This window comes from Streptomyces sp. NPDC034084 (assembly GCF_055575535.1).
Genome location: NZ_JBVISK010000001.1, coordinates 459,944 through 479,547, shown reverse-complemented (window position 1 = coordinate 479,547; position 19,604 = coordinate 459,944). Strand labels below are relative to the sequence as shown.

15 protein-coding genes are annotated in these 19,604 nt (G+C 70.9%); 9 read left to right on the top strand and 6 right to left on the bottom strand.

The features are described from left to right. Positions 1–23: 23 nt before the first annotated feature. Both ACZ51I_RS02165 and ACZ51I_RS02160 read right to left on the bottom strand, forming a co-directional pair. Positions 24–932, bottom strand: a complete 909-nt coding sequence (locus tag ACZ51I_RS02165; protein WP_468870914.1) for a phosphatase PAP2 family protein — start codon at positions 930–932, stop codon at positions 24–26. Positions 933–1,007: 75 nt separating this feature from the next. After that, positions 1,008–2,042, bottom strand: coding sequence for a LacI family DNA-binding transcriptional regulator (locus tag ACZ51I_RS02160; RefSeq protein WP_468870913.1), 1,035 nt, complete (start codon positions 2,040–2,042; stop codon positions 1,008–1,010). 335 nt (positions 2,043–2,377) lie between these two features. Here ACZ51I_RS02160 and ACZ51I_RS02155 point away from each other — a divergent pair, with 335 nt between their 5' ends. The 7 genes from ACZ51I_RS02155 to pulA all read left to right on the top strand — a co-directional run bounded on the left by ACZ51I_RS02155 (position 2,378) and on the right by pulA (position 15,511). Then, positions 2,378–3,652, top strand: coding sequence for an extracellular solute-binding protein (locus tag ACZ51I_RS02155; RefSeq protein ID WP_468870912.1), 1,275 nt, complete (start codon positions 2,378–2,380; stop codon positions 3,650–3,652). A gap of 19 nt (positions 3,653–3,671) precedes the next feature. Beyond that, complete coding sequence (locus ACZ51I_RS02150; RefSeq protein WP_468870910.1) at positions 3,672–4,685, top strand: carbohydrate ABC transporter permease; 1,014 nt, start codon at positions 3,672–3,674, stop codon at positions 4,683–4,685. Next, entirely contained in the window at positions 4,679–5,551 is an 873-nt protein-coding gene (locus ACZ51I_RS02145) for a sugar ABC transporter permease (protein ID WP_468871672.1), read from the top strand. Before ACZ51I_RS02150 ends, ACZ51I_RS02145 begins: the two co-directional genes overlap by 7 nt. A 50-nt stretch (positions 5,552–5,601) precedes the next feature. Beyond that, on the top strand, positions 5,602–7,269 hold the full coding sequence (locus tag ACZ51I_RS02140; RefSeq protein WP_468870909.1) for a glycoside hydrolase family 13 protein: 1,668 nt from the start codon (positions 5,602–5,604) through the stop codon (positions 7,267–7,269). Continuing rightward, the gene (locus ACZ51I_RS02135) at positions 7,257–8,342 is read left to right on the top strand and encodes a LacI family DNA-binding transcriptional regulator (RefSeq protein ID WP_468870908.1); all 1,086 of its coding nucleotides are present in this window, start codon (positions 7,257–7,259) and stop codon (positions 8,340–8,342) included. Before ACZ51I_RS02140 ends, ACZ51I_RS02135 begins: the two co-directional genes overlap by 13 nt. 122 nt (positions 8,343–8,464) lie before the next feature. Further along, positions 8,465–10,150 carry a carbohydrate-binding module family 20 domain-containing protein gene (locus ACZ51I_RS02130; protein WP_468870907.1) on the top strand — a complete coding sequence of 562 codons (1,686 nt, stop codon included), beginning with the start codon at positions 8,465–8,467 and terminating at the stop codon, positions 10,148–10,150. 69 nt (positions 10,151–10,219) lie between these two features. Beyond that, complete coding sequence (gene pulA / locus ACZ51I_RS02125) at positions 10,220–15,511, top strand: pullulanase-type alpha-1,6-glucosidase (protein ID WP_468870905.1); 5,292 nt, start codon at positions 10,220–10,222, stop codon at positions 15,509–15,511. Positions 15,512–15,535: 24 nt separating this feature from the next. Here the strand turns inward: pulA and ACZ51I_RS02120 are convergent, their stop codons facing one another. Next, positions 15,536–16,048 carry a GNAT family N-acetyltransferase gene (locus tag ACZ51I_RS02120; RefSeq protein ID WP_468870904.1) on the bottom strand — a complete coding sequence of 171 codons (513 nt, stop codon included), beginning with the start codon at positions 16,046–16,048 and terminating at the stop codon, positions 15,536–15,538. Between the two features lie 52 nt (positions 16,049–16,100). On the opposite strand from ACZ51I_RS02120, the gene ACZ51I_RS02115 reads away from it, so the two are divergent. Beyond that, positions 16,101–16,433 carry a 5-carboxymethyl-2-hydroxymuconate Delta-isomerase gene (locus ACZ51I_RS02115; protein ID WP_468870903.1) on the top strand — a complete coding sequence of 111 codons (333 nt, stop codon included), beginning with the start codon at positions 16,101–16,103 and terminating at the stop codon, positions 16,431–16,433. Here ACZ51I_RS02115 and ACZ51I_RS02110 read toward each other — a convergent pair. Next, positions 16,418–17,152, bottom strand: a complete 735-nt coding sequence (locus tag ACZ51I_RS02110) for a TetR/AcrR family transcriptional regulator (RefSeq protein WP_468870902.1) — start codon at positions 17,150–17,152, stop codon at positions 16,418–16,420. The two genes, ACZ51I_RS02115 and ACZ51I_RS02110, sit on opposite strands and share 16 nt — an antisense overlap. Before the next feature lie 37 nt (positions 17,153–17,189). On the opposite strand from ACZ51I_RS02110, the gene ACZ51I_RS02105 reads away from it, so the two are divergent. After that, complete coding sequence (locus ACZ51I_RS02105; protein WP_468870901.1) at positions 17,190–17,600, top strand: hypothetical protein; 411 nt, start codon at positions 17,190–17,192, stop codon at positions 17,598–17,600. Between the two features lie 42 nt (positions 17,601–17,642). Here ACZ51I_RS02105 and ACZ51I_RS02100 read toward each other — a convergent pair whose 3' ends face one another. Together ACZ51I_RS02100 and ACZ51I_RS02095 are read right to left on the bottom strand one after the other, a co-directional pair. Beyond that, positions 17,643–18,701 (bottom strand): PDR/VanB family oxidoreductase, encoded by a 1,059-nt coding sequence (locus tag ACZ51I_RS02100; RefSeq protein WP_468870900.1) that lies wholly within the window; start codon positions 18,699–18,701, stop codon positions 17,643–17,645. After that, on the bottom strand, positions 18,701–19,585 hold the full coding sequence (locus tag ACZ51I_RS02095) for a metal-dependent hydrolase (RefSeq protein ID WP_468870899.1): 885 nt from the start codon (positions 19,583–19,585) through the stop codon (positions 18,701–18,703). Before ACZ51I_RS02095 ends, ACZ51I_RS02100 begins: the two co-directional genes overlap by 1 nt. Positions 19,586–19,604: the final 19 nt, after the last annotated feature.

The following is a 19,604-nucleotide window of genomic DNA, read 5'->3' as shown; positions in this document are numbered from 1 at the left end:
GCCGACGGTCACCGGCGGCCGGGTCACTTGCCGGAGCCGACCTTCTCCACGCCGTCCTTCTCGCTGGCCGTCCCCGCCGCCGGGGGCGGCCCGCCCCGCTCGACGACGCCCACCGGCTCCACCAGCTTCGGCAGCCGGTGCGGGCGCGAGCCGTACCAGAAGTACGAGACGGTGAAGCCGAAGGACAGGCAGACCATGCCGCCGACCGCGTCCAGCCAGAAGTGGTTGGCGGTGGCGACGATGACGACGAGGGTCGCCGCCGGGTAGAGCAGGCCGAGGATCCTCGCCCAGGGCGCGCGGGCGAGCAGGAAGAGGGTCAGCCCGCACCAGAGCGACCAGCCGATGTGCATCGAGGGCATCGCCGCGTACTGGTTCGACACGTGCTTGAGGTTGCCCGAGGCCATCGAGCCCCACGTGTGGTGGACGAGCACCGTGTCGACGAAGTTCTGGCCGTTCATGAGCCGGGGCGGCGCGAGCGGGTACAGGTAGTAGCCGACGAGGGCGACACCGGTGGTGGCGAACAGGACCGTACGGAACGCCGCGTAACGGCCCGGGTGCCATCGGTACAGCCACACGAGCACACCGATGGTCACGACGAAGTGCAGCGTCGCGTAGTAGTAGTTCATCGAGACGATCAACCATGTCACCGAGTTCACGGCATGGTTGACGGCGTGCTCGAAGGCGAGGCCGAGGGAGTCCTCGGTCCGCCAGATCCAGTCGGCGTTCCTGAGCGCCTCGGCCTTCTGCTCCGGCACGGCGTTGCGGACGAGCGAGTACGTCCAGTAACTCACCGCGATGAGCAGGATCTCGAACCAGATCGTGGGGCGCCGGGGCGTGTGCGCGCGCAGGCGCGCGAAGCGCCCGTCGCCGGCCACGATGGGTGACGACGGGGTCGTCCGGCTGTCCAAGCTCTTCACGGTCGTTTCACCCATAGCGAGAGAGTCTGCCAGATCCCGTCCCCCCGACCGATCATCCCCCGGTCGGGTCCGAGGTGCACCCGCTCCACCTCAGGAAGGAGTGCGCGCGGGCGCCGGAGCCGACGCGGTCGAGCCGCGAACGACCAGCTCAGGCATGAAGACGAACTCGGAGTGCGGGGCCGGGGTGCCCCCCACCTCCTCCAGGAGCGCGCGGACCGCGGCCTGCCCCATCGCCTGCACCGGCTGCCGGATGGTGGTCAGCGGCGGATCGGTGAAGGCTATGAGCGGAGAGTCGTCGAAACCGACGACGGAGACGTCCCGGGGGACGTCGAGACCCTGCTGCCGGGCCGCCCTGATCGCACCGAGCGCCATCATGTCGCTCGCGCAGACGACCGCCGTGCAGCCGCGGGAGAGCAGCGCCCCCGCCGCCGCCTGGCCGCCCTCCAGGGTGTAGAGGGAGTGCTGGATCAGGGCCTCGGACTCCTCGGGTCCGAGGCCGAGCCGCTCCCGCATGCCCTGCTGGAAGCCCTCTATCTTGCGCAGCACCGGCACGAAGCGCTTCGGCCCGACGGCGAGACCGATCCGGGTGTGCCCGAGCGCGGCCAGGTGCGTCACGGCGAGACGCATCGCGGCCCGGTCGTCGGGGGAGACGAACGGCGCCTGGACCTTGGGCGAGAAGCCGTTGAGGAGGACGTACGGGACGCCCTTACCGCGCAGCTGGTCGTAGCGGGTCATGTCGGCGGTGGTGTCGGCGTGCAGGCCGGAGACGAAGATGATGCCGGCGACGCCGCGCTCCACCAGCATGTCGGTGAGCTCGTCCTCGGTGGACCCGCCGGGCGTCTGGGTGGCGAGGACCGGCGTGTACCCCTGCCGGGTCAGGGCCTGCCCGATGACCTGGGCGAGGGCGGGGAAGATCGGGTTGTCCAGCTCGGGGGTGATGAGGCCGACGAGCCCCGCGCTGCGCTGGCGCAGTCGTACGGGCCGCTCGTAGCCGAGCACGTCGAGCGCGGCAAGGACGGACTCGCGGGTGGCGGTGGCCACGCCCGGCTTGCCGTTGAGCACGCGGCTGACTGTGGCCTCACTGACCCCCGCCTGGGCTGCGATGTCGGTAAGCCGCGCGGTCATGAGGAAGGACTGTACCGGTCACGAGGCGTATTGCCCACCGTTACGCCGTGGTCCTCCACGACAAGGCCTGCTGCAAGTCCTTGCAGTCCTTGCGGCGCGTTGCGGGCCGGCGGCCGAGCGGGAGAGAGGGGCGATCGCCCCTGTCAAGCGATCCTTCGGCAACCTTCGGGACACGTGGATGTAACGATCGCCGGGTCTTGCAGAAAGTTCTCGCAAGGTCTTTCGGCGCGTTTTCATCCCTGTTACGTTCCTGGCAACCCGGAGCGCCGCGAGGGAGCGGTCGCATGAGGAAGGTTCCAGCCCCTCGTCACCCCGGGATCATCGAAGGAGTTCACATGCGGCGTGGCATAGCGGCTACCGCGCTGGTCGCGGCCCTGGGCGTGACCCTGGCGGCGTGCGGCGGAAGCGACAGCGGTTCCAACGGCTCGAAGGGCTCGGGCGAACTCTCCGGGACCGTGACCTGGTGGGACACCTCCACGGTCGGCTCCGAGGACAAGGTCTTCAAGAAGGTCGCCGAGGACTTCAAGAAGCAGCACCCCAAGGTCACCGTCAAGTACGTGAACGTGCCGTTCGGCGAGGCGCAGAACAAGTTCAAGAACGCCGCGCAGTCCGGCTCCGGCGCGCCCGACGTCATCCGCTCCGAGGTGGCCTGGACGCCCGAGTTCGCCGACCTCGGCTACCTCGCGCCGCTGGACGGCACCCCCGCGCTCAAGGACGCCGACGACTTCCTGAAGCAGGCCGCCGCCTCCACCAAGTACAACGGCAAGACCTACGCCGTCCCGCAGGTCATCGACTCCATGGGCATCTTCTACAACAAGAAGATCTTCAAGGAGGCCGGTGTCGAGGTCCCCAAGAACATCGCCGAGCTCAAGACCGTCTCCGCGAAGATCAAGCAGAAGACCGGCAAGACCGGCCTCTACCTGCGCGGCGACGACGCCTACTGGTTCCTCTCCTTCCTGTACGGCGAGGGCGGCGACCTGGTCGACGCCGACAACAAGAAGATCACCGTCGACAACCCGGCCGGCGTGAAGGCCTTCAAGGTCGTCAAGGACCTGGTCGACTCGGGCGCCGCCAAGACCGACGCCACCGACGGCTGGAACAACATGCAGACCGCCTTCAAGGAGGGCAAGGTCGCCATGATGATCAACGGCCCGTGGGCCGTCGCCGACACCTACGCCGGCAAGGAGTTCGCCGACAAGGCCAACCTGGGCATCGCCCCGGTCCCGGCCGGCTCGGGCGGCCAGGGCGCCCCGCAGGGCGGCCACAACCTCGCCGTCTACGCGGGCTCCAAGAACCTCGACGCCTCCTACGCCTTCGCCGAGTACATGACCTCGGTCGAGACCCAGACCAGGATCGCGAAGGAGCTCAGCCTCCTCCCCACCCGCGAGTCGGTCTACATCAAGCCGGACGTCGCCACCAACGAGATGATCAGCTTCTTCAAGCCGGTCGTGAACAAGGCCGTCGAGCGCCCCTGGATCCCGGAGACCGGCAGCCTCTTCGCGCCGCTCGTCACCGAGTACACCAAGGTCCTGACCGGCCAGACCACCCCGGAGACGGGAGCCAAGACGGTGGGCGACGGCTACCGCAAGCTCCTGAAGGACTGGAAGTAACAGGAAGGCAGGCCGGCTGATGGCTGTGGACACCCCCAGCCAGTCGGTGGCGAAGACCGCGGGCGACGTCGTCGCCCGCGGTCGGACCCGCGGAACTGGCAGTCACCCGGGCGCGGCGAAGCGCTCCCTCTCCACCCACTGGTACGCCTGGGCGATGGTCGCCCCCGTGGCGATCGTGATCGCCGTGATCATCGGCTACCCGCTGGTCCGCGGCATCTACCTGTCGCTGACCGACGCCAACGAGCGGAACGTCGCACGGTCGATCGGTGTCAACGAGATCCCGGCCAGCTACGAGTTCGTCGGTCTGGACAACTACACGGACGCCATCACCGGGGGCCAGTTCCTCTCCACCCTGGGCTGGACGATCGTCTGGACCGTCTCCTGCGTGGCGCTCACCTTCGCCCTCGGCCTCGGCCTCGCCAACATCCTGAACCGCAGGATCGCCGGCCGCTCCGCCTACCGGCTCATGCTGATCCTGCCCTGGGCGGTGCCCGGCTTCGTCTCCGTATTCGCCTGGCGCTTCCTCTACAACCAGGACAACGGCCTGCTCAACAAGATCCTCGCGGGCGGCGGCATCGACGCCGTCCCGTGGCTCAACGACCCCACCTGGGCCAAGATCTCGGTCATCGCGACCAACGTCTGGCTCGGGGTCCCGTTCATGATGGTCGCCCTCCTCGGCGGACTCCAGTCCATCCCCGGCGAGCTGTACGAGGCCGCCGAGATGGACGGCGCGAGCGCCTGGCAGCGCTTCCGGCACATCACCATGCCGGGGCTCCGGTCCGTCAGCACCACCGTGATCCTGCTGAGCACCATCTGGACCTTCAACATGTTCCCGGTGATCTTCCTGCTCACCCGGGGCGGGCCCGGCGAGGCCACCCAGATCCTCGTCACCCAGGCCTACAAGTTCTCCTTCGAGGTCAGCCCGCGCGACTTCGCCCAGTCGTCCACGTGGGGCGTGCTCATCCTGGTCCTCCTGATGGTCTTCGCCGCGTTCTACCAGCGCGTCCTCCGCAAGCAGGGAGAAGTCTGGTGACCACCACGACCCCCACCCCCCGGCCCCTCAACACCCCGGTCCGCGGCCGCCGTTCGCCGCTCGCCTCGGTCGGCCTGCACCTCACGCTGATCGTGGCCTCCGTGATCGCCGTCTTCCCGGTGCTGTGGGTGCTGCTGACCTCGCTGAAGCCGGCGAAGTTCGCGACCACCACGGACTTCTTCAAAGAGACGACGTTCGAGAACTACACGAACCTGCTGAACGACACCCCGTTCCTCACCTGGTTCGGCAACTCGCTGCTCGTCGCCGGCCTCACCACCGTCGTCGGCGTCTTCCTCTCCGCCACCACGGGCTACGCCGTCAGCCGCTTCCGCTTCCCCGGCAAGCGCGGCCTCATGTGGACGCTGCTCGTCACCCAGATGTTCCCGGTCGCCGTCCTGATCGTGCCGATCTACAACATCATGGCCTCGATGGGCCTGCTCAACCAGCCGGCCGGCCTGGTCATCACGTACCTGACCATCGCCGTCCCGTTCTGCGCGTGGATGATGAAGGGCTTCTTCGACACCATCCCGCGCGAGATCGACGAGTCCGGCTACGTCGACGGCCTCACCCCGTTCGGCACCTTCTGGCGGCTCATCCTGCCGCTCGCCAAGCCGGGCATCGCGGTCACCGCCTTCTACTCCTTCATCACCGCCTGGGGCGAGGTCGCCTACGCCTCCGCCTTCATGGTCGGCGACGAGAACCTCACGCTCGCCGGCGGACTGCAGAAGTTCGTCAACCAGTACGGCGCCCAGTGGGGCCCGATGTCCGCGGCCTCCGTGCTGATCGCCGTCCCCGCCGCCCTCGTGTTCCTCTTCGCCCAGCGGCACCTGGTCACCGGCATGTCCGCCGGTGCCGTCAAGGGCTGACGGCCCTGAGCGCCCTTCCTGTACGCCCCTCCTTACCTCCCAGGGAAGACATGACCCAGCATCTCGCCACCCCGGCCGACGCCCCGACCACCGGCACGCACACGGGCTGGTGGAGAGACGCCGTGATCTACCAGGTCTACCCGCGCAGCTTCGCCGACGGCAACGGCGACGGCATGGGTGACCTGGAGGGCGTCCGCAGCCGGCTGCCGTACCTCAAGGAGCTCGGCGTCGACGCCGTCTGGCTCTCCCCGTTCTACGCCTCGCCGCAGGCCGACGCCGGCTACGACGTCGCCGACTACCGGGCCATCGACCCCATGTTCGGCTCGCTCCTCGACGCCGACGCCGTGATCCGCGAGGCCCACGAACTGGGCCTGCGCGTCATCGTCGACCTGGTCCCCAACCACTCCTCCGACCAGCACGAGTGGTTCCAGCGCGCCCTGCGCGAGGGCCCCGGCTCCGTGCTGCGTGAGCGCTACCACTTCCGCCCCGGCAAGGGCGTGAACGGCGAACTCCCGCCCAACGACTGGGAGTCCATCTTCGGCGGCCCCGCCTGGACCCGTACGGAGAACCCGGACGGCACCCCCGGCGAGTGGTACCTCCACCTCTTCGCCCCCGAGCAGCCCGACTTCAACTGGGAACACCCCGCCGTCCGCGACGAGTTCCGCTCCATCCTCCGCTTCTGGCTCGACATGGGCGTCGACGGCTTCCGCGTCGACGTCGCCCACGGTCTCGTCAAGGCCGCCGGACTGCCCGACATCGGCGCCCACGACCAGCTGAAGCTGCTCGGCAACGACGTCATGCCCTTCTTCGACCAGGACGGCGTCCACGAGATCTACCGCTCCTGGCGCAAGGTCCTCTCCGAGTACGACGGGGAGCGCATCCTCGTCGCCGAGGCCTGGACCCCCACCGTCGACCGCACCGCGAACTACGTGCGCCCCGACGAGATGCACCAGGCCTTCAACTTCCAGTACCTCGGCACGCACTGGGACGCCGCCGAGCTCCGTACCGTCATCGACGCCTCGCTCGACGCGATGCGCCCGGTCGGCGCCCCCACCACCTGGGTGCTCTCCAACCACGACGTCACCCGGCACGCCACCCGCTTCGCCAACCCCGCGGGACTCGGCACCCAGCTCCGTGAGGCCGGCGACCGCGAGCTCGGCCTGCGCCGCGCCCGCGCCGCGACCCTCCTCATGCTGGCCCTGCCCGGCTCCGCGTACGTCTACCAGGGCGAGGAGCTCGGTCTGCCGGACGTCACCGACCTGCCCGACGAGGTCCGCCAGGACCCGTCCTTCTGGCGGGCCAGCGGCCAGGACGGCTTCCGCGACGGCTGCCGGGTGCCGATCCCGTGGACCGTCGAGGGCTCCTCGTACGGCTTCGGCGACGGCGGCTCCTGGCTGCCGCAGCCCGCGTCCTGGGCCGCCCTGAGCGTCGAGGCGCAGACCGGCGACCCCGGCTCCACCCTGGAGCTGTACCGCAGCGCGCTCGCCGTGCGCCGCGAGCGCCCCGAACTCGGTGCGGGCGAGGCCGTCGAGTGGCTGGAGGCACCCGAGGGTGTGCTCTCCTTCCGCCGCGACGGCTTCGTCTGCACCGCCAACACCACCGGCCGGGCCATCACCGTCCCGCTGCCCGGCCGGTATCTCCTCTCCAACGAGGACGTCCGCATCGTCGACGACGAAGCGGAGGTCCCCGCCGACACCACCGTCTGGTGGGCGGTGTGACGATCCCCCTGCCGCGGGGCGCCGGAAACGGCCCCCCGCGGCTCGCGGACATCGCAGCCCAGTCCGGGGTCAGCGAGGCCACCGTCAGCCGGGTCCTCAACGGCAAGGCGGGGGTGGCCGGCGCCACCCGGCACAAGGTGCTCGCGGCGCTCGACGTGCTCGGCTACGAGCGTCCCGTACGGCTCAAACGCCGCAGCGCCGGCCTCGTCGGCCTCGTCGTGCCCGAGCTGATCAACCCCATCTTCCCGGCCTTCGCGCAGGTCGTCGAACAGGTCCTCGCCGGTCACGGCTACACCCCCGTGCTCTGCACCCAGATGCCCGGCGGCGCCACCGAGGACGAACTCGTCGAGCAGCTCGTGGAGCGCGGGGTGGCCGGCATCGTCTTCCTCTCCGGGCTCCACGCGGACGCCACCGCCGACCCCGCCCGCTACACGCGGCTCGCCGCCCGCGGCGTCCCGTACGTCCTCATCAACGGCTACAACGAGCACATCGACGCCAACTTCGTCTCCCCGGACGACCGGGCCGCGGCCCGGATGGCCGTCCGGCACCTGGTCGAGCTGGGCCACGAGCGGATCGGGCTCGCCATCGGCCCCACCCGTTACGTGCCCTCACGCCGCAAGGCCGAGGGCTTCACCGCCGAGCTGTACGACCTCCTCGGCATCGAACGGGACGAGGCCGAACGGTTCATCAGGCCCACCCTCTTCGGCGTCGAGGGCGGCCACGCGGCCGCCGACATCCTGCTCCGCGAGGGCTGTACGGGCATCGTGTGCGGCTCCGACCTGATGGCGCTCGGCGTGATCCGCGCCGTCCGCGCCCGGGGCCTCGACGTGCCAGGGGACGTCTCCGTCGTCGGCTTCGACGACTCGCCGCTCATCGCCTTCACCAGCCCCCCGCTCTCCACCGTCCGCCAGCCCGTACAGGCCATGGCGACGGCGGCCGTCGGCGCGCTCCTGGAGGAGATCGAGGGAAACCCGGTGCAGCGCACGGAGTTCGTCTTCCAGCCGGAACTGGTCGTGCGCGGTTCCACCGCGCAGCCGCCGGCCCGGACGGCTCGCCCGCAAGCCCTTCCGTAACAACTTGCACCGAGGCGTCCGGAGGGTTGACCGGGCGCCGGGGCGCTCGTACGGTCACGGCTGAAAACAGTTGCTGAATTTTTAGGCAACTTCTTGCGACAGTGAAGTCAGCAGGAGGAAGCATGGCCAGAAAGACCGTGGCCGCTGCACTCGCCCTCGTGGCGGGAGCCGCTGTGGCCGTCACGGGCAACGCCCCCGCCCAGGCCGCCCCGCCCGGCGAGAAGGACGTCACCGCGGTGATGTTCGAATGGAACTTCGCCTCCGTCGCCCGGGAGTGCACCCAGCGCCTCGGCCCCGCCGGCTACGGCTACGTCCAGGTGTCCCCGCCCCAGGAGCACCTCCAGGGCGGCCAGTGGTGGACCTCGTACCAGCCGGTCAGCTACAAGATCGCCGGACGTCTGGGCGACCGCACCGCCTTCAAGAACATGATCGACACCTGCCACACGGCGGGCGTCAAGGTCGTCGCCGACTCCGTCATCAACCACATGGCGAACGGGTCGGGCACGGGAACGGGCGGGACCCCGTTCTCCAAGTACGACTACCCGGGCCTGTACTCCGGCTCCGACATGGACGACTGCCGGACCTCCGTCAGCAACTACCAGGACCGCGCCAACGTCCAGAACTGCGAACTGGTCCAGCTCCCCGACCTCGACACCGGCGAGGAGTACGTCCGCGGGAAGATAGCCGGCTACCTCAACGACCTGCTGTCACTGGGCGTGGACGCCTTCCGCATCGACGGCGCCAAGCACATGCCGGCCGCCGACCTCGCGAACATCAAGTCCCGGCTCACGAAGCCCGGCGTCTTCTGGAAGCAGGAGGCCATCCACGGCGCAGGCGAGGCCGTCTCCCCGAGCGAGTACCTCGGCAACGGCGACGTCCAGGAGTTCCGCTACGCCCGCGACCTCAAGAGGGTCCTGCAGAACGAGAAGCTCGCCTACCTCAAGAACTTCGGCGAGGCCTGGGGCTACATGCCCTCCGGCCAGTCCGGCGTCTTCGTCGACAACCACGACACCGAGCGCGGCGGCGACACCCTCAGCTACAAGGACGGCGCGAACTACACCCTCGCCTCCGTCTTCATGCTGGCATGGCCCTACGGCTCCCCGGACGTCCACTCCGGCTACGAGTGGACCGACAAGGACGCGGGTCCGCCCAACAACGGCCAGGTGAACGCCTGTTACAGCGAGGGCTGGAAGTGCCAGCACGCCTGGCGCGAGATCTCCTCCATGGTGGCCTTCCGCAACACCGCCCGCGGGCAGGCCGTCACCGACTGGTGGGACAACGGCGGCAACGCGATCGCGTTCGGCCGCGGCTCCAAGGCGTACGTGGCGATCAACCACGAGCCCTCCGCCCTGACCCGCACCTTCCAGACCTCCCTGCCCGCCGGCGGCTACTGCGACGTGCAGAGCAACACCGCCGTGACGGTCGACTCCGCCGGCCGGTTCACGGCCACCCTCGCCGCGAACACCGCCCTCGCCCTGCACACCGGTGCCACGAACTGCGGCAGCCAGCCGCTCACCGGCGGCACCTCCTTCAACGTCGACGCCACCACGGTCACCGGCCAGAACGTCTACGTCACCGGCAACCGCCCCGAGCTCGGCAACTGGGCCCCCGCCTCCGCCCTCAAGCTCGACCCGGCCGCGTACCCCGTCTGGAAGCTGACGGTCTCCCTGCCCGCCGGAACGGCCTTCGAGTACAAGTACCTCCGCAAGGACGCGGCCGGAAACGTCACCTGGGAGTCCGGCGCCAACCGCACCGCGACCGTCCCCGCCTCGGGCCGGATCGACCTGAACGACACCTTCCGCAGCTGAGCCTCCCCTCCCCGCAGGGCCGCCCCGCCGGGGCGGCCCTCTCTTCCCGTACCTCCAGGGAGCACCCCCGTGATACGCAAGAGAACGGCGGTCGCGCTGGCCGCCGCCCTGTGCGCCGCCCTCGTGCCCGCCGTCCCCGCGACGGCGGCACCCCGGCCGCCCGCACCGCCCTCCGACCAGGCCCTCGCGGCGCAGCCCGCCCGCCAGGACCTCACCCGCGAGCAGTTCTACTTCGTGCTGCCGGACCGTTTCGCCAACGGTGACCCCTCCAACGACCGCGGCGGCCTCACCGGCAGCCGTACGGAGACCGGTTTCGACCCGTCCGACAAGGGCTTCTACCAGGGTGGCGACCTCAAGGGCCTCACCGAGCGGCTCGACTACATCAAGGGCCTGGGCACCACCGCCATCTGGATGGCGCCGATCTTCAAGAACCGGCCCGTGCAGGGCACCGGCAAGGACGCCTCCGCCGGCTACCACGGCTACTGGATCACCGACTTCACCCAGGTCGACCCGCACTTCGGGACCAACGAGGACCTGGAGAGGCTGATCGCCGCCGCCCACGCCAAGGGCATGAAGGTCTTCTTCGACGTCATCACCAACCACACCGCCGACACCGTCGACTACGCCGAGAAGAAGTACGGCTACCGCCCCAAGGGCGCCTACCCGTACCTCGACTCCTCGGGCCGCCCCTTCGACGACCGGACCGCCGTCGGGAAGGTGGACGCGGACTCGTTCCCGTACACGCCGACGACGACCGGCGGCAAGGTCCCCTCCTGGCTCAACGACCCGGCGATGTACCACAACCGGGGCGACTCCACCTGGGCCGGGGAGTCCGCCGAGTACGGCGACTTCGTCGGACTCGACGACCTGTGGACCGAGCGTCCCGAGGTCGTCGCGGGCATGGAGAAGATCTACGAGAAGTGGGTCCGCGACTTCGACATCGACGGGTTCCGCATCGACACCGTCAAGCACGTCGACCTGGACTTCTGGACGCAGTGGGCCACCGCCCTCGACGCGTACGCGAAGAAGCGGGGCCGCGAGGACTTCTTCATGTTCGGCGAGGTGTACTCCGCCGACACCACCGTCACCTCCCCGTACGTCACCCGGGGCCGGCTCGACGCCACCCTCGACTTCCCCTTCCAGGACGCCGCCCGCGCCTTCGCCTCCCAGGGTGCCGGCGCCGACCGCCTCGCCAAGGTCTTCGCCGAGGACTACCGGTACACCACCGACAAGGCCAACGCCTACGAGCAGGTGACCTTCCTCGGCAACCACGACATGGGCCGCTTCGGCACCTTCCTCGAGCAGGACAACCCGAACGCCTCCGACGAGGAACTCCTGCGCCGCGACCGCCTCGCCAACGAGCTGATGTTCCTCTCCCGGGGCAACCCGGTGGTCTACTACGGCGACGAGCAGGGCTTCACCGGCCCCGGCGGCGACAAGGACGCCCGCCAGACCCTCTTCGCCTCGAAGACCGCCGACTACCTCGACGACGACCAGCTCGGCACCGACCGCACCCACGCCACCGACGCGTACGACACCACGCACCCGCTCTACCGCTCGATCGCCGCCCTGTCGAAACTCACCCGGGAGAACCCGGCCCTCCGCGACGGCGTCCAGCGGGAACGGTACGCCGAGGGCTCCGTCTACGCGTTCACCCGCACGGACCCGAAGACGCGCACCGAGTACCTGGTCGCCGTCAACAGCGCCACCACACCGAAGACCGTCACCGTCCCCGTCGACTCCGCCGAGTTCCGCGTCCTGTACGGGGGGCAGGGCGCCGTCCCGGCTTCCCAGGGCAAGGCGACCGTCACCGTCCCGGCCCTCTCCTCCCTGGTCCTCAAGGCCGGCGCGCCGCAGCCCGCCCCGGCGGTGAAGCCCTCCCTGTCGCTGAAGGCCCCGGCCGCCGGCGCCACCGGCACCGTCGAGCTCTCCGCCGACGTCACCGGCGGCGGCCTCAACCGGGTCGTCTTCGCAGCCCAGGTCGGCGACGGCCGCTGGCAGACCCTCGGCACCGCCGACCACGCCCCCTACAAGGTCACCCAGCACGTCACCGCGCCCGCCGGAACCGCCCTGCGCTACAAGGCCGTCGCCGTGGACGCAGCCGGCCGCACCGCGAGCGCCCTGGCCGCCACCACGGCCGGCGCGCCCCCGGCCCCCGAGAAGCCGGTCGCCGTCGAGCGGCCGTACGCCGTCGTGCACTACCGGCGCGCGGACGGGAACTACGACGGCTGGAAGCTGAAGGCCGCCGGCCAGGAGGCCGCGTTCACCGGACGCGACGCCTTCGGCGCCTTCGCCTGGGCCAAGGTCCCCGAGGGCGCCTCCACCGTCGCCTACACCGTCGAGAAGGACGGCACCGCCGACGGCCCGCAGCGCAGCATCAACCTCGGCCGCACCGGCGAGGTCTGGATCACGCAGGGCGCCGACGGCCAGGCCGACACCGACCCGGCCCCCGCCACCCCGGACAAGACCAAGGCCGTCATCCACTACCAGCGGCCCGACGGCGACTACGGCGGCTGGGGCCTGCACACCTGGACCGGCGCCGCCCAGCCCACCGACTGGTCCAAGCCCCTCATGCCCGTCCGCACCGACGCGTACGGCGCCGTCTACGAGGTCCCGCTGACCGACGGCGCGAGCTCCCTCTCGTACATCCTCCACAAGGGCGACGAGAAGGACCTGCCCACCGACCAGTCCCTCGACCTCGCCACCTACGGCCACGAGGTCTGGCTGCTCTCGGGACAACCCACGTACCTCCTCCCGACCACCGGCGGCGCCCCGAACCTCGACCTCGGGAAGGCCGGGGCCCAGTGGATCGACCGGAACACCGTCGTCTGGAAGGTGAAGACCACCGACGCCACCAGCCAGCAGCTGGTGTACGCGAAGGACGGCGGGATCACCGTCACCGACGGCGCCCTGAACACCGAGGGCCAGTGGCTGCGCCTGAACCCGGGAAGCCTCACCGACGCCCAGAAGGCGAAGTACCCGCACCTCAAGGACTACCCGGCCTTCACCGTCGACCCGCGGGACGCCGACCGCGTCCGCGAGTCCCTGCGCGGCCAGCTGATCGCCACCCAGCGCGCCGCCAACGGCGCCCTGCTCGCCGCCACCGGCGTGCAGACCGCCGGCGTCCTCGACGACCTGTACGCCGCGAAGGCCACCGAGGCCCAGCTCGGCCCGGTCTTCCGCGCCGGCCGCCCCACCCTCTCCCTCTGGGCCCCCACCGCCCGGTCCGTCGCGCTCGAACTCGACGGGAAGACCGTCCCCATGCGGCGCGACGCCACCTCCGGCGTCTGGTCCGTCACCGGCCCCCGCTCCTGGGCGGGCAAGCCCTACCGGTACGTCGTCGAGGTCTGGGCCCCGAGCGTCCAGAAGGTCGTCGAGAACCGGGTCACCGACCCCTACTCCACCGCCCTCACCACCGACTCCGCCCGCAGCCTCGCCGTCGACCTCACCGACCCGAAGCTCGCCCCCGCCGGATGGAAGGCCCTGAAGAAGCCCGCCGCCGTACCACTGCGGGACGCCCAGATCCAGGAACTCCACATCCGCGACTTCTCGATCGCCGACCCCACGGCGAAGGCCGGCCACCGGGGCACCTACCTCGCCTTCACCGACCAGGACAGCAAGGGCTCGCGGCACCTCCGCGACCTCGCCGCCTCCGGCACCTCCTACGTCCACCTGCTCCCGGCCTTCGACCTCGGCACCGTCCCCGAGAAGAAGTCCGCGCAGACCAGCCCCGCCTGCGACCTGAAGGTCTACGCCCCCGACTCCGAGGAGCAGCAGGCCTGCGTCACCGCCGCCGCGGCGAAGGACGCCTTCAACTGGGGTTACGACCCCCTGCACTACACCGTCCCCGAGGGCTCCTACGCCACCGACCCCGAAGGCACCCGCCGCACGGTCGAGTTCCGGCAGATGGTGCAGGCCCTCAACGGCGACGGACTGCGGACCGTCATGGACGTCGTCTACAACCACACCATCGCCGCCGGACAGTCCGACAAGTCCGTCCTCGACAAGATCGTGCCCGGCTACTACCAGCGCCTCCAGGCCGACGGCTCCGTCGCCACCTCCACCTGCTGCGCCAACACCGCGACCGAGAACGCCATGATGGGCAAGCTCGTCGTCGACTCGGTCGTCACCTGGGCGCGCGACTACAAGGTGGACGGCTTCCGCTTCGACCTCATGGGCCACCACCCGAAGGCCAACATCCTGGCCGTACGCAAGGCCCTCGACGAGCTGACCGTCGCGAAGGACGGCGTCGACGGCAAGGCGATCGTCCTCTACGGCGAGGGCTGGAACTTCGGCGAGGTCGCCGACGACGCCCGCTTCGTCCAGGCCACCCAGAAGAACATGGCCGGGACCGGCATCGCCACCTTCTCGGACCGGGCCCGTGACGCCGTGCGCGGCGGTGGCCCCTTCGACGAGGACCCCGGCGTCCAGGGCTTCGCCTCCGGCCTCTACACCGACCCCAACGCCTCGGCCGCCAACGGCACCCCGGCCGAGCAGAGGGCCCGCCTCCTGCACTACCAGGACCTCATCAAGGTCGGCCTGACCGGCAACCTCGCCTCGTACTCCTTCACCGACACCTCCGGGCGCACGGTCAAGGGCTCCGAGGTCGACTACAACGGCGCCCCCGCCGGCTACGCCGCCGTGCCCGGCGACGCCCTCGCCTACGCCGACGCCCACGACAACGAGTCCCTGTACGACGCGCTCGCCTTCAAGCTGCCGGCGGGCACGTCCCCGGCCGAGCGGGCCCGGATGCAGGTCCTCGCCATGGCGACGGCCACCCTCTCGCAGGGTCCGGCGCTCTCCCAGGCCGGCTCGGACCTGCTGCGCTCCAAGTCCCTGGACCGCAACTCCTTCGACAGCGGCGACTGGTTCAACGCGATCCACTGGGACTGCCGCGACGGCAACGGCTTCGGCCGGGGCCTGCCGCCGGCCGCCGACAACAAGGCCAAGTGGTCCTACGGCAAGCCGCTGCTCGTCGACCCGGCCCTGACGGTCGGCTGCGCCCAGATCGACGGCGCCTCCGCCGCCTACCGGGACCTCCAGAAGATCCGTACCACCGAGCCGGTGTTCTCCCTGACCACGGCGGACCGGGTCCAGCAGACCCTGTCCTTCCCGCTCTCCGGCCGCGACGAGACCCCGGGCGTCATCACCATGCGCCTCGGCGACCTGGTGATCGTCCTCAACGCGACCCCGGACGCCACCGCGCAGAAGGTGACGGACCTGGCGGGCAAGGGCTACGCCCTCCACCCGGTCCAGGCCGGCGGATCCGACCCGGTCGTCAGGTCGGCCGCGTACGAACCGGCTTCGGGCACCTTCGCGGTCCCGGCCCGGACGGTCGCGGTCTTCAAGGCCACCGACTGACCGGAGGCCCTGGCGCGGCGTCCGTCACGCCAGGGCCTTCTCCATCAGCCGCACCGCGTACCGGCGGCCGTCCGCCCCGACCTTCTCCAGGGGCGGGGCGGCGTCCGCGTAGCCGGCCAGCTCGTAGTACGTCCCCAGGCGCGGATTGCGCGCCTCGCAGTCCAGCCGCGCCAGCGTCCGGCCCGAGGCCGCGATCCGCTCTTCCGCGTGCGCGAGCAGCAGCCGCCCCGCCCCGGCCGGGGCCGCCTCCCGGTCGGTCATCAGCCGGTGCACGTACCCGGCCACCGGCGGCTGCGGCCCCCAGACCTCCCGGTCCTCCCACCACAGCTCGTACGCCCCCACGGTCCGCCCCTCCCACGCGGCGATCCACACCTCGCCCTCGGCGATCCGCGTACGGAAGTGACCGGGGCCCCGGGCCCCCGGCTTCCACTGCTCGATCCCGCCGCGCACCATCCAGCGCGCCACTCCGTCGAACAACCCCACCAGAAGGCCGAGATCGCGTTCGTCCGCCTGCCGGAAGGTCACTTGTGCCGTCATGGCCACCACCGTAAAGGTATGGCCAGACATCCGTTCCCCCAGGAGAGCCCCCATGCCGCAGATCACCGTCGACTACTCCGCCCCGCTCGACCGGCGCGGCTTCGCGCTCGCCCTGCACCCGCTCGTCGTGGAGACGGTCGACACGACGCTCGACGCCTGCAAGACGCGGTTCCGGGAGGTGGAGGAGCTGGTCGTCGGCGACGGAGCGACCGACGACGTGATCGTGCACGTCGAGATCGCCCTGCTGCCGGGACGTACGGACGAGGTCAAGGCCCGGCTCTCGGACGCCGTCCTCGACCTGCTGCCCGCGTACCTCAAGGCGAAGGAGGGCGTCCGCCTCTCCGTCGAGATCCGCGACCTCGAAGCGTCCTACCGCAAGCGCTGATCGGGCACGACGGGCACGGGGGCGCCCCCGGTCGGCACGAGCGCGGCGAGACGGGCCACCAGCTCCCCGAAGGGGCCGTCGGCCGGCTCCTCGGCGAGGATGCCGATCAGGATCGCGGCCGTGTCCGCGTCGTACGCGGCGCTCACCGCGGCCAGCGCGGCGAAGTCGTGCACGAGTTGGAGCTCCAGCTCCGCGCGCGGGATCCGACGGCCGTCCAGCCACAGCAGCGCCGTCGACTCGGCGAGCGACACCCAGGAGCGGACGACCAGTTCGAGCCGGGCGGAGGGCGTCTCGACCTCCAGATGGGCCAGGATCTGCTCGTACGCGGCCTGGCGGACCTCGTCGATCATCGCGTTCGTCGTGGACGAGCCCACCGCGGGACCGCCGCGCATCAGCGCCGCGAAACCGGGCCCGTGGTCGTCCACGAAGTCGAAGAACCGGCCCATGACCCGCAGCAGCCGCGCTCCGAGCGGCCCGTGCTGCGGCTCCACGAACCGGGCCGCCAGCTCGTCCGCCGCCCGCCGCAGCGCCGCCTCGTAGAGGCTCTGCTTGCCGGGGAAGTAGTGGTAGACCAGCGGGCGCGAGATGCCCGCGGCCGCGGCGATCTCGTCGATGGAGACCTCGTCGGGAGAGCGGTGGCCGAAGAGTTCGAGGGCCACCCCGATCAGCTGCTGCTTGCGCTCCTCGACGCCCATCCTGCGGCGCACCCCGGTCGTCATACGAACAGCCTAACCGCGTCCGTTACGCTCCTGCCCCATGAGCGCTTCCGACCAGGACACCCCGACGACCGAGGCCCCGGAGGCCGACGAGCACCGAGGGATCGCAGAGGCCGAGGAAACCCCCGAGACCCCCGAAGTCCGCGAGGAGCCGGAGGAGTCCGACGAGCCGGCCGAGTCGGAGGGCCCGGTCTCCGGGCTCACCCCGAAGCAGGCGCGGCGACTGCGCGTCGCCGCCGCTTCCGTGCTCCTGGTCGCCCTGGCCGTGGTGCTCGTCATCCGGCTCGCGAGCCGGACGTCCGTGCTGGTCGTCGGCGTGTACGGGCTCGCCATGATCCTCTGCGGGATCGTGATCGAACTCTCCCGCAACGGCCGCACGCGCCTGGGCACCTGGCTCCTGGTCGGCGGCCTCCTCGCCGCGCTGGCCCTGGACTGGCTGGTCCTGCCGTAGGGCGTGTTCCGATGACCCGTCCGCGCGGCGGCGCCATGGTCGTCACAGATCCAGGACGAGCCGCTTCCCCGCGCAGCGCGAGACGCAGATCAGCATCGAGTCGTCCCGCTCGGCGTCGGTGAGCAGCTCGTCCCGGTGGTCGATCTCGCCCTCCAGGACCCGCTGGCGGCAGGTGCCGCAGAAGCCCTGCCGGCAGGAGTACACGAGGCCGGGCAGCTCCTCGCGTACCGCCGAGAGCAGGGACTGGTCGGCCGCCACCTTCACCGTGCGCCCGGAGCGGCGCAGTTCGACCTCGAAGGCCGTCCCGCCGGTCGTCGCGGCGGCCGTGAAGCGCTCCAGACGCGGCGCCCGCCCCTCCGGCATCGCCGCGCCCACCGCGTCCATCAGACCGTCCGGCCCGCAGCAGTACACGGCCGTCTCGACGGGCAGGCGCGCGAGGAACTCCAGCTCGGGGAAGCCGGATTCGTCCTCGGGGACGACGGTCACGCGGTCGGCGCCGCCCAGCGCCTCGATCTCCGTCAGGTACGGCATGCTGGCCCGGCTCCGCCCGCAGTACACGAGCCGCCAGTCCGCCGCGGCCGCCTCGGCGGCGCGCAGCATCGGCAGGACCGGGGTGATGCCGATGCCGCCGGCGACGAAGACGTACGCGGGGGAGTCGACCAGCGGGAAGCGGTTGCGGGGCCCCCGGACCTCGAGCTCCACGCCCTCGTGGAGCTGTTCGTGCACCTCGCGCGAGCCGCCCCGGCCGTCCTCGACGAGGCGCGTGGCCACCGTGTACGCACCGGTGTCGGCAGGATCGCCGCAGAGCGAGTACTGCCGGACGAGCCCGGAGGGCAGCACGAGGTCGACGTGGGCGCCCGGCTGCCAGACGGGGAGCCCCTCGCCCTCCAGGCGCAGTTCGACGACGCCCTCGGCGGGCGTGGCACGGCGGGTGACCAGGACCTTGCGCGGAACGGTGCTGCCCCGGCCGTACCCGGAGACGGGGGTGTCGAGGGCGGGCATCGGCCAGAGCGGGGCGGTGGACATGCGGCTGCGGACGGCGCGGCGGACGAGCAGCGTCGCGGCCCCGGCTGCGAGGGCGACGGTGGTGAACCGGGGCATCAGCGGCCTCCGTTGGCGCCGGGGGAGGAGGCGAGGTAGGCCGCGGCCTGCGCGGTGTCGCCCTCCTGGGAGGGGTGGTAGCCGCGGCTGAGGTAGCGGGGTATGGAGCGCAGCATGGCCGGGGTCGACGGCAGCACCCCCTGCCGGCCCCTGCGGACGAAGTCGGCGAAGGAGGCCTTCGGGTCGAGCAGGCTGGGGTCGTTCTCCAGGAAGAAGCGGATGCCGCGCTGCCAGAGGAAGACGAGCGCGGAGAAGGCGAGCGCCCAGGTGCGGGCACGGCGCCGGTAGCCGCCGTCGAGGTGCATGAAGAGCTCGAAGGCGACCGCGCGGTGCTCGACCTCCTCGGCGCCGTGCCAGCGCAGCAGGTCCAGCATCGTCGGGTCGGCGCCGACCCGGTCGAGCGCGTCCGCGTTGAGGACCCAGTCCCCGAGGAAGGCGGTGTAGTGCTCGATGGCGGCGATCAGAGCCACCCGCTCCATCAGCCACCAGCGGCGCGCCCGGCCGGGCGGCAGGGTCCGGTCCCCGAGCAGCTTCTCGAAGAACCAGTCGACCTGCGCGGTGTACGGGGTGGGGTCGAGCCCCAGCTTCCGCAGGTGGGGGAGGACGTCGTCGTGGGCCTGGGAGTGGATGGCCTCCTGGCCGATGAAGCCGATGACGTCCTCGCGCAGCCGGTCGTCGGTGATGTACGGCAGGGCCTGCTTGTAGACGTGGACGAACCAGCGCTCGCCGGCCGGCAGCAGCAGGTGCAGCACGTTGATGGTGTGGGTGGTGAAGGGGTCGCCCGGTACCCAGTGGAGCGGCGTCTCCTCCCAGTCGAAGGAGACCTTGCGGGCCTTGAGTTCGACGCGCTCCGACGCCACCGGTGCAGGCTGCGTATTAGACATGACGTCAATGTACTGAGGG